The 9,532-nt window shown below is 72.6% G+C and carries 12 protein-coding genes and 1 pseudogene; 3 read left to right on the forward strand and 10 right to left on the reverse strand.

The window, feature by feature from the left end; all coding sequences use genetic code 11:
• Nucleotides 1–430 (reverse strand): annotated as a pseudogene (locus tag AC2W7J_RS11635) (TRAM domain-containing protein); the annotation flags it as partial.
• On the reverse strand, nt 427–2,436 hold the full coding sequence (locus AC2W7J_RS11640) for an APC family permease (RefSeq protein WP_427802488.1): 2,010 nt from the start codon (nt 2,434–2,436) through the stop codon (nt 427–429). The gene AC2W7J_RS11640 and the pseudogene AC2W7J_RS11635, both read right to left, overlap by 4 nt.
• Before the next feature lie 39 nt (nt 2,437–2,475).
• On the opposite strand from AC2W7J_RS11640, the gene AC2W7J_RS11645 reads away from it, so the two are divergent.
• Together AC2W7J_RS11645 and AC2W7J_RS11650 are read left to right on the forward strand one after the other, a co-directional pair.
• Nucleotides 2,476–3,141 carry a potassium channel family protein gene (locus tag AC2W7J_RS11645; RefSeq protein WP_485982566.1) on the forward strand — a complete coding sequence of 222 codons (666 nt, stop codon included), beginning with the start codon at nt 2,476–2,478 and terminating at the stop codon, nt 3,139–3,141.
• A gap of 3 nt (nt 3,142–3,144) precedes the next feature.
• Nucleotides 3,145–3,828 carry a potassium channel family protein gene (locus AC2W7J_RS11650; protein WP_255186117.1) on the forward strand — a complete coding sequence of 228 codons (684 nt, stop codon included), beginning with the start codon at nt 3,145–3,147 and terminating at the stop codon, nt 3,826–3,828.
• A gap of 39 nt (nt 3,829–3,867) precedes the next feature.
• Here the strand turns inward: AC2W7J_RS11650 and AC2W7J_RS11655 are convergent, their stop codons facing one another.
• From AC2W7J_RS11655 to AC2W7J_RS11690, 8 genes are all read right to left on the reverse strand, one after another.
• Complete coding sequence (locus AC2W7J_RS11655; RefSeq protein WP_485982568.1) at nt 3,868–4,590, reverse strand: DUF3159 domain-containing protein; 723 nt, start codon at nt 4,588–4,590, stop codon at nt 3,868–3,870.
• A complete protein-coding gene (locus tag AC2W7J_RS11660) occupies nt 4,580–4,948 on the reverse strand; it encodes an OB-fold nucleic acid binding domain-containing protein (protein WP_255186115.1) in 369 nt (122 codons plus the stop codon). The genes AC2W7J_RS11655 and AC2W7J_RS11660 overlap by 11 nt, the downstream gene beginning before the upstream one ends.
• Nucleotides 4,948–5,679, reverse strand: coding sequence for a DUF3710 domain-containing protein (locus AC2W7J_RS11665; RefSeq protein ID WP_485982570.1), 732 nt, complete (start codon nt 5,677–5,679; stop codon nt 4,948–4,950). The genes AC2W7J_RS11660 and AC2W7J_RS11665 overlap by 1 nt, the downstream gene beginning before the upstream one ends.
• Nucleotides 5,679–6,161: a dUTP diphosphatase gene (gene dut / locus AC2W7J_RS11670; RefSeq protein ID WP_485982572.1), complete on the reverse strand. Its 483-nt coding sequence runs from the start codon at nt 6,159–6,161 to the stop codon at nt 5,679–5,681. The genes AC2W7J_RS11665 and dut overlap by 1 nt, the downstream gene beginning before the upstream one ends.
• A 3-nt stretch (nt 6,162–6,164) precedes the next feature.
• Nucleotides 6,165–6,464, reverse strand: coding sequence for a DUF4193 domain-containing protein (locus AC2W7J_RS11675; protein ID WP_068317285.1), 300 nt, complete (start codon nt 6,462–6,464; stop codon nt 6,165–6,167).
• Nucleotides 6,465–6,585: 121 nt separating this feature from the next.
• Nucleotides 6,586–7,071, reverse strand: coding sequence for an inositol monophosphatase family protein (locus AC2W7J_RS11680; protein WP_485982575.1), 486 nt, complete (start codon nt 7,069–7,071; stop codon nt 6,586–6,588).
• The gene (locus tag AC2W7J_RS11685) at nt 7,052–7,405 is read right to left on the reverse strand and encodes an inositol monophosphatase family protein (RefSeq protein ID WP_485982577.1); all 354 of its coding nucleotides are present in this window, start codon (nt 7,403–7,405) and stop codon (nt 7,052–7,054) included. Before AC2W7J_RS11685 ends, AC2W7J_RS11680 begins: the two co-directional genes overlap by 20 nt.
• Nucleotides 7,353–8,579, reverse strand: a complete 1,227-nt coding sequence (locus AC2W7J_RS11690) for a ferrochelatase (protein ID WP_485982579.1) — start codon at nt 8,577–8,579, stop codon at nt 7,353–7,355. The genes AC2W7J_RS11685 and AC2W7J_RS11690 overlap by 53 nt, the downstream gene beginning before the upstream one ends.
• Before the next feature lie 92 nt (nt 8,580–8,671).
• Between AC2W7J_RS11690 and sepH the strand changes: the two genes are divergently transcribed.
• Nucleotides 8,672–9,511, forward strand: a complete 840-nt coding sequence (gene sepH / locus AC2W7J_RS11695) for a septation protein SepH (RefSeq protein ID WP_485982580.1) — start codon at nt 8,672–8,674, stop codon at nt 9,509–9,511.
• Nucleotides 9,512–9,532 lie beyond the last annotated feature (21 nt).

The following is a 9,532-nucleotide window of genomic DNA, read 5'->3' on the forward strand; positions in this document are numbered from 1 at the left end:
GAGCTCGACCCGGGTGCGGTAGCGCAGCCCGTCGTCGTCGTCGGCGAGCGCCTCGACGACACCGTCACGCTCGACCCCCGCGAGCCGCTGCAGCTGCTCCGCGACGACGGCCGCCTTGAGCTCGCGCTGGTGGGCGGTGTCGACGTGCTGGAAGTCGCAGCCTCCGCACCCGCGGCCCGGCGACCGGGCAGCGGGGGGAGACGCGGTGCGGCGACGCCTCGAGGACCTCGACGGCATCGGCCCGCAGGAAACGGTCACCGGGACCCCCTTCGGTGATCCGGGCACGCACCCGCTCTCCCGGCAGCGTGTGCCGGACGAAGAGCACCCGCCCCTCGTAGCGGGCCACGCAGTGCCCGCCGTGCGCGACGGGGCCCACCTCGACGTCGACCTCGTGCCCCACGGTCAGCTCGTCTGCGCTCGGTCCGGTCATGCTCCACCTCGTCGTACGTCGCCCACCACGGGGCCGTCCATGCGTTCCTCGGCGCCCTCGGAGCTCGCCAGCTGCCAGGGCACGGAGGACACCATGACACCCGGGGTGAAGAGCAGGCGACTGCGCAGCCGCAGCGCCGACTGGTTGTGCAGGGCCTGCTCCCACCAGTGGCCGAGCACGTACTGCGGGATGTAGACGACGACGAGGTCGCGGGGGTTGCCCGACCGGATCGACTTGACGTAGTCGACGACCGGCCGGGTGATCTCGCGGTAGGGCGAGTCGAGCGCCTTGAGCGGCACCGGGATGCCCCGCCGGTCCCACTCGGCCTGCAGGCCGCGCGTCGCCTCGTGGTCGACCTCGACGGTGATCGCCTCGAGCCGCGAGGGCCGGGTCGCCGAGGCATAGGCGAGGGCCCGCAGCGTCGGCCGGTGGATCGTGCTGACGAGCACGATGGCGTGCACGCGCGAGGGCAGCAGCTGGTGCTTCGTGTCGCCCTCGGGCACGGCGAGCTCCTGGCTCACGTGCTGGTAGTGCTTGCTGATCGCGCCCATGAGGACGAAGAGCGCGGCCATCGCGGCCATCGCGAAGCCGGCGCCGTGGGTGAACTTCGTGAGGACGACGACGACGAGGACGACCCCGGACATCAGCGCGCCGACGCCGTTGATCGCCCGGCGGCGCACCATCCGCCGCTGCTCCGGGACGTCCTTCTCCACGGCGAGGTGCCGGTTCCAGTGCCGGACCATGCCGATCTGGCTGAGCGTGAAGGAGACGAAGACGCCGACGATGTAGAGCTGGATGAGCTTGGTGACCTGCGCGTCGTAGATGACGATGAGCAGCGCCGCCGACGCCGCGAGCAGGATGATGCCGTTGCTGAAGGCGAGCCGGTCGCCGCGCGTGTGCAGCTGCCGGGGCAGGAAACCATCGCGGGCGAGGATCGAGCCGAGCACGGGGAATCCGTTGAAGGCCGTGTTCGCGGCGAGCACGAGGATCAGGCCGGTGACGACGGAGACGATCACGACGCCTGCGGGGAACCCGTCGAAGACCGAGCCCGCCACCTGCGCCATCACCGTGTGCTGGACATAGCTGTCGCCGACCGGGACGCCGTCGCGCAGCAGCTGCGTGCCCGGGTCGTCGGCGACCTTGACCCCGGTCCACGTGGCGAGCGCGATCATCGACAGCAGCATGGTGACGGCGATGCCGCCCATGAGCAGCAGCGTCGAGGCGGCGTTGGCACTCTTGGGCTTGCGGAAGGCGGGCACGCCGTTGCTGATCGCCTCGACACCGGTGAGCGCGGCACAGCCGGACGAGAAGGCGCGCAGCAGCAGGAAGGCCATGGCGAGCGTGCCGAGCTGCTCCATGCCCGGCTCCGGGGCCAGGGTCAGCGCCGCGCTCTCGGCCGGCGGCAGGGAGCCGGTGGCCCGGCGCACGAGACCGACGAGCGCCATGCCGACGACCGACAGCATGAAGAGGTAGGTCGGGATGGCGAAGGCCTTGCCCGACTCGCGCACGCCGCGCAGGTTCATCCCCGTGAGGGCGGCGACGAGGGCGAGCGCCCCGAGCACCTCGTGACCGCGCAGCCAGGGGAAGGCGGCCGCGGCATTCTGTACGCCCGAGGAGATCGAGACGGCGACGGTGAGGACGTAGTCGACGAGCAGCGCGCTCGCGACGGTCAGGCCGGCCTTGGGGCCGAGGTTGGTGCTCGCCACCTCGTAGTCGCCACCACCCGAGGGGTAGGCGTGCACGTTCTGCCGATAGCTCGCGACGACGACGACCATGACCGCGACGACGGCGAGCGCGACCGGCCACGACCGGGTGACGGCGAGGGCGCCTCCGGCGAGCCCCAGGGTGAGCAGGATCTCGTCCGGGGCGTAGGCCACGGAGCTCAGTGCGTCGCTGGCGAAGACGGGTAGGGCGAGCCGCTTGGGGAGGAGGGTCTCGCCGAGCCGATCGCTGCGCATCGCGCGACCGACGAGGAGACGCTTGATGAGTCGTCCTGAAGACACCACGCGAGTGTAGGCCCGTCCCGGGAGGGGTACCGTCAACCCGTGCACTTCGTCATCATGGGCTGCGGCCGCGTGGGCGCCTCGCTCGCCCGATCCCTCGAGCGCCTCGGGCACGACGTGGCCGTCGTCGACCAGGACCCGGCCGCCTTCCGCCGCCTCGGCAGCGAGTTCAGCGGGCGCCGCGTGGCCGGCGTCGGCTTCGACCGCGACACCCTCCTGCAGGCCGGCATCGAGGAGGCCTATGCCCTCGCAGCGGTCTCCAGCGGCGACAACTCCAACATCCTCGCCGCCCGGGTGGCCCGCGAGACCTTCGGGGTCGAGCACGTCGTCGCCCGCATCTACGACCCGGACCGCGCGCAGGTCTACCAGCGCCTGGGCATCCCCCACGTCGCGACCGTGCGCTGGACCGCCGACCAGGTGTTGCGGCGCATGCTCCCCCAGGGGCAGGCGACCGAGATGACCGACGCCTCCGGCCGCCTCGTCATCGCCGAGATCCAGGTCTCCGCGGCCTGGGTCGGCCAGCGCCTGACGCGACTCGAGGAGGCGACCGACGCCCGCATCGCCTATGTCACCCGCCTCGGCGAGGGCATCATCCCCGGCCCCGAGACGGTCCACCAGGAGGGCGACCTCGTGCACCTCGTCATCCCGCGCGACCGTGTCCCCGACGTCGAGCGCGTCCTCGACGGCCACCCCCCGCAGGAGGTCTGAGTCATGCGTGTCGTCATCGTCGGCGCCGGGTCGGTCGGCCGGTCCATCGCCCAGGAGCTCCTGCAGAACGAGCACGCCGTCCTGCTCATCGACAAGGACGCCAACGAGAGCCGGGTCAACAAGCTGCCGGACGCCAGCTGGCTCTCCGGCGACGCCTGCGAGCTCTCGACGCTCCAGGAGGCCGAGGTCCAGACCTGCGACGTCGTCGTCTGCGCCACGGGTGACGACAAGGCCAACCTCGTCGTCTCGCTGCTCGCCAAGACCGAGTTCGGCGTCCCGCGCACCGTCGCCCGCGTCAACAACCCCAAGAACGAGTGGATGTTCGACGAGTCCTGGGGTGTCGACGTCGCCGTCTCGACGCCGCGCCTGATGACCGCTCTCGTCGAGGAGGCCGTGAGCGTCGGCGACCTCGTGCGCATCTTCGACTTCCAGCAGGGCAATGCGTCGATGGCCGAGATCACCCTACCGGCCGACAACCCCAATGTCGGGCGTCGCGTCGGCGACATCGACTTCCCCGCCGACACCCTCCTTGTCGGCATCATCCGCGACGGTCGCCCCTTCGGCCCCACGGCCGACGACTCTCTCGAGGCGCACGACGAGCTGCTGCTGCTCACCACCGCCGACGCGGAGCCGGAGCTCGAGGCGATGATGCGCCCGGGCGCCGCACCCCGGCGCCGCCCCGCGTGACCCCATGACGAAGGGGAGGTCCCTCCCCTTCGTCCATGGTCAGGCCCGGGTGACGTCGACCGGCTGGACCAGCTCGTCGTCGGGGTCGATCGGGGTGTGGCCCTTCATGAGCATCGCGCCCATGACGGCCACCGCGCCGACCCACAGCGGCCAGCCGAGCGCGACCTTGGCGATCGTCAGACCGGCGACATTGCCCGCGAGGTAGAGCGGGCCCATGATGCCGACGCGGATGACGTAGACCGCGACGAGCACGAGCGTCAGGCGGCTGCACACGCGCACGGCCGCCGCATTGCGGCGCCAGCGGAAGGGATCACCCGCGGCGACCGCGGCCTGGTCGGCCACACCGACCATCAGCCCCACGACCGGCCAGCGGACGAGGACCGACACGAGCGAGCCGGCGAGGTAGGCGAGCGAGGTGAGGATTCCGGGGAGGAAGGCGTCCTCGGCATTGCCCGAGCGCAGCGCGAAGAAGGCCGCGAGCCCGGTGGCGAAGATCGAGGTGAGGACGTACTGCAGCGTCTGGCGCTGCGCGAGACGCGCGACGGCGAGGACGACGGTGAGCGCGGCCGCCGAGCCGAGCGAGAGGGTGCGGTCCTTCGTCACCGACCACACGACGACGAAGACGAGCATCGGCAGCGCGGCCTCGAGGGAACCGCGCAGACCGCCGAAGGCCTCGCCGAGGCGGTGCCGGATGAGCGCCTCGACCGTGGGGTGGACCGGCGCGGAGATCGCGGGGGCGTCGTGCGGCCCGTCAGCCGCCATGGCCGGGGAGGATCTCGTAGGCGGGGTTGTACATGACCGGTGTGCCCTTGGGGCGGCACACGAGGCCGGTGGCCTTGACGTAGGCGCCGGGGTTGATCCCCCCGATGCTGCGGCGGCCGAGCCAGACCAGCTGCACGGTGGCCGACCCGGTGAAGACGTCGGCCACGAGCGCCGGGACGGTGACCTTGGGGCGCAGGGTCACGGCCGTGACGGTGCCGGCCACGGTGACGACCTCGCGGTCGGTCGACTCGGTGATCTGGGTGCAGCCGTGGGCGGTTGCCGCGTCGCGCAGCTCGTCGGCCGCGACCTCGTCGTCGGAGCGGCCGAGGTCGATGAGTCGACGCAGCAGGGTGGCCATCAGCGCACCTCGGTGATCTCGGGGCCGCGCTCGAAGGGCTTGAGGTCGTCGACCGGGCCCTCGGGCTCGGTCGGGGCCTGCGACCGGGACTGCCGGGCCACGGGCATCTTCAGCGGCAGCATCTCGCGCGGGGCGCGCGGGTCGTCGCCGCGGACGACGACCGCGCTGCGCACGATGTCGTCGAGGTCGGCGCGGGCCGCCTCGTCGACGGCGGCCGAGCCTGAGTAGACGGCCCGCAGGAACCACCGGGGTCCGTCGACACCGGCGAAGACGGCCGGGGCGAAGACGGTGCGCCCCTGGGGCCCGGGCTGGGCCAGCCGGCTGCGCAGCTCGTCGCCGAAGGGACCGCTCACGACCTCGACCGTGCCGCCGCTGCCGGAGATCATCTCGGAGATCTCGTCGCGGATGTCGCCCCAGATGCCGGCCGAGCGCGGGGCGGCGAAGACCTGCAGCTGGACGGCGCCGTGGTCGTCACCGAGCTGGACGGCGGTGACCTCGTTGGACTCCTGGTCGACCTCGACGCGCAGCTCGATGCCCTCGCGGGCGGGCGCGATGAGGAGGGAGCCCAGGTCGACGAGGTGGTCGACGTCGGTGACGTCGCCGGAGTCGTGCGGTCCGTCGGTGGACAGGCCACCGCTCGAGGGGCCGGTCGCCTCGGCGCCGGCCTGCGTCGTCGTGTCCTGCTCGGTGCTCGCCTCGGAGGAGGCGGCCTTCTTCTTGCGCCCGAACATCACTCACGTCCTGTCGTCGACTGTGGGCCGAAGCCCCCACTGGATCCGTGTCCAGTCTCACCCCGGGGGCTGGGTGGAAGCGAATCGACCGTCTCGAAGCAGCCCTCGCCGACCTCTTGGAGCACGAGCTGGGCGATCCGGTCGCCGACGTGCACGGTGAAGCTCTCGCGCGGGTCGAGGTTGACCAGGTTGACGAGGATCTCGCCGCGATAGCCCGAGTCGACGGTGCCGGGCGCGTTGACCACGGAGATGCCGTGGCGCGCCGCGAGGCCGGAGCGGGGGTGCACGAGGCCCACCCATCCGGCGGGCAGGGCGATCGAGACGCCCGTGGGCACGAGAGAGCGCTCCCCCGGTGCGAGGGTCACCTCCGCGACGGAGGTGAGGTCCGCACCCGCGTCGCCGGGCTTGGCGTAGGCGGGCAGGACGGCGTCCCGGTGCACGAGGTGCACCGGGACCGGGACCTGACGGACTCCGTCAGCCACGGCTCACGCGGCGCACTCGGTGCAGACCGGACCGTTCTTGCCGTCGCTGGCCAGCTGGCTGCGGTGGTGGACGAGGAAGCAGCTCGTGCAGGTGAACTCGTCGGCCTGGCGCGGGACGACCCGCACCGACATCTCCTCGCCGGAGAGGTCGGCGCCAGGCAGCTCGAAGCCTTCGGCCATCTCCGTCTCGTCGACGTCGACGTTTGCGGAGGTCGCGTCGCCGCGACGGGACTTGAGCTCCTCGATGGAGTCCTCGGACAGGTCGTCGTCGGTCTTGCGAGGGGCGTCGTAATCGGTCGCCATCTCTCCTGATTCCTTGGGGGTAGCAGGGCTGAAATCGTGATGCGCCGTCATCAACGCAGCGAATGCTGAATTTGTGCCCGGCGCGCCGGATTGTGCCCCATTGCGGTGACGAAAGCCACCTCTATGACGTCACCGACCGGATCGTGGTCCGACCCGCCCCACTCCGTCGACGAGCAGCGCGAGCAGATCGGCGTGCAGGCCGGGCGCCCCGGCGACCGTCCATGGCCTCCCGGGGAGCCTGCCCGTCGAGGTCGGTGACGAGCGCGCCGGCCTCCGTCGCGACGAGCCAGCCGGCGGCCATGTCCCAGGGGTTGAGCCCCCGCTCGTAGTAGACGTCGAGGCTCCCCTCGGCCACCCGGCACAGGTCGAGGGCGGCGCTGCCGAGGCGGCGGATGTCGCGGACCCGGGGCAGCACGTGCGTGAGCAGTGCGGCCTGCCAGGCGCGCCGGTCGGCGTCGTTAGCCGAAGCCGGTGCCGCACAGGGCGAGGCCGAGGTCGGTCTCGGCGACGCGCAGGCGCCGTCGGGGCGCCGTCGCCGACGGCGCGCCAGGCAGCCGCCGCCGCTCCACGCGCTGTAGCGCTCCCCGTCACGGGGTTGACGACGCACCGGCCACCGGTCGCCAGGCGCCGTCGCGCGTCGGGTCGCCGACGACGGCCGCGACGGAGACGCAGTAGGCGGGGATCTCGTAGAGGTAGTTGACCGTCCCGTCGATGGGGTCGACGACCCAGGTGATGCCGGAGGTCCCGGCCCGACCGCCCCGCTCCTCCCCCGCGAAGCCGTCGTCCGGACGCAGCCCGCCGAGCCTGCTGAGCAGGTGGTCCTGGCTGCGCTGGTCCATGACCGTGACGACGTCGGTGCGCGAGCTCTTGGTCTCGGCGACGCCGAGGTCACGCGGGCGCTCGGCCGTGATCAGCTCTCCCGCCTCGAGCGCCACCGTCATGGCCGTGCGGGCGAGGTCGGCGGGTCGACCCGGCAGGCAGGTCGAGCGGGGCGGGTGGCGTCATGTCAGTCCGATCCACACAGCGCAGGACGCGCCTCGCGCAGGTTGGGGCAGCAGCCGGCCGGACAGACCGCGGGGTGGGAGTCGAGGTCGCGCCACGTGGCGCGCACCGGCTGCTCGCCCCGGGTCTGGGCGGCCGCTCGAGCATGACATCGACGAGCCCGCGGACGAAGTCGCCATCAGCTCCGGGGGTCGGCACCCGGGTCATCCCCAGGCCAACCTCTGCCGCGGTCTCGGCGGCCTCGACGTCGAGGTCGTGGGTGACCTCCATGTGGTCGGAGATGAATCCGATCGGCACGACGACGACGTGCCGCAGCCCCTCGTCGGCGAGCTCGCGCAGGCGGTCGTTGACGTCCGGCTCGAGCCACGGCGTGCGCGGCGAGCCCGAGCGCGAGCAGAAGGACAGCCCCGCCGGCAGGTCGGTGCCCAGGACGGCGTCGACCTCGGCGGTGATCGCCGCGGCGAGCTCGGCCTGGTCGGCGGAATAGGCGCGCCCGTCGCCGTCCCCCGGCCCCGAGGTCTCGTCCATCGCGTCGGGGATCGAGTGGGTGACGTAGAGCAGGGCGACCCCGTCGGCACCGACGCGCTCCACGGCAGCACGGGCGGCGTCGAGCGTGTGCCGGGCGAGCGTCGCAGCGAAGCCGGGGTGCTCGCCGAACGGCCGGACCTTGTCGACGACCAGACCCTCCCTCCCTTCGACCGCATCGGCCAGGTCCTCGCGGTACTGACGGCAGGACGAATAGCTGCGCCAGGCACTCGTCGGCACGACGAGGACGCGGCGGGCACCGCCGGCCTCCAGCTCGTCGAGCGCCTCCGTGACGAAGGGGGTGGAGTTGCGGTTGCCGAGGACCACCGGCAGCGGGCACTCGCGGGCGGCGAGCTCGGCGACGAGGTCGGCGACGAGGCGCCGGTTGAGCGCCGGCAGCGGGCTGACGCCGCCGACCCGCTCGTAGTGGGCAGCGACCTCGACGAGACGCTCGTCGGGCACGCCCCGACCGGCAGTCACCCGGCGGAGGAAGGGCAGGACCTCGTCGGGCCCCTCGGGACCGCCGAAGGACTGCACGAGGACCGCGTCGTAGGGGCGAAGTGGGTGATCGGTCATGGGGTCGGGCATGGACACAAGGTAACCCTGCGGCGTGTGCGTCACCGGATCGGGCGCGGCAGGTGGCAGAGTCGTGCCGAGCACGAAGACGAGAGGGATTGTTGATGCGCGACCTGCGACTCATCGGGGTGCATGACGACGGCGAGCACCTCGTGGTGACCGACGATGCCGGCGAGGAGTACCGCCTGCGCATCGACGAGCCCCTGCGCGCCGCCGCGCGCCGTGACCGCCCGCGGCTGGGCCAGCTGCAGATCGCGATCGACAACAACGTGCGCCCGCGCGAGGTGCAGGCCATGATCCGCGCCGGCGCCAGCGCCGACGAGGTCGCCGCCCGCACCGGGTGGGACCTCGACAAGATCGCCCGCTTCGAGGGGCCGGTGCTCGCCGAGCGCGAGCACGTGGCCGGCCGCGCCCAGACAGTGCGCATGCGCGGCACCAACCAGGCCGGCTCCCCCGAGACCCTCGCCCAGCGTGCCGCGACGCGCCTGACCGGCCGAGGCGTCGAGCCGTCCTCCGTCGAGTGGGACGCCTTCCGCGATGCCGAGGGCCAGTGGACCGTCTCCGCGGTCTTCGCCGCTGGCGGCCGGGACCGCACGGCGACGTGGTGGTTCGACCTCGCCGGCATGAGCGTCGTCGCCAAGAACGACGAGGCCAAGTGGCTCTCCGAGGCCGACACCCCCGCTGCGGGGCCCGTGCCGACGGCCGTGCACCGGCCGACCGCGGTCTTCGACGTCGAGGTCGAGGAGACCAAGGCCGAGCGCGCCAGCCGCGCATCGACCGACGAGCTGATCAACTCCATGCGCGAGCACTCCGGCGCCAAGAGCCGCCGGCGCGGCGGGCGACGCAAGCGCTCAGCCGAGCCGACCGGCGCCCCAGCCGACGGATGTCGCGCCTCCCCCCTCGACGAGCTGCCGCCCCCCGGCCAGCGGTACTCACCCGCGTGACGAGGAGCCTGCCGACTCCGG

Source organism: Janibacter sp. CFPM2_SD2 (genome assembly GCF_057364645.1).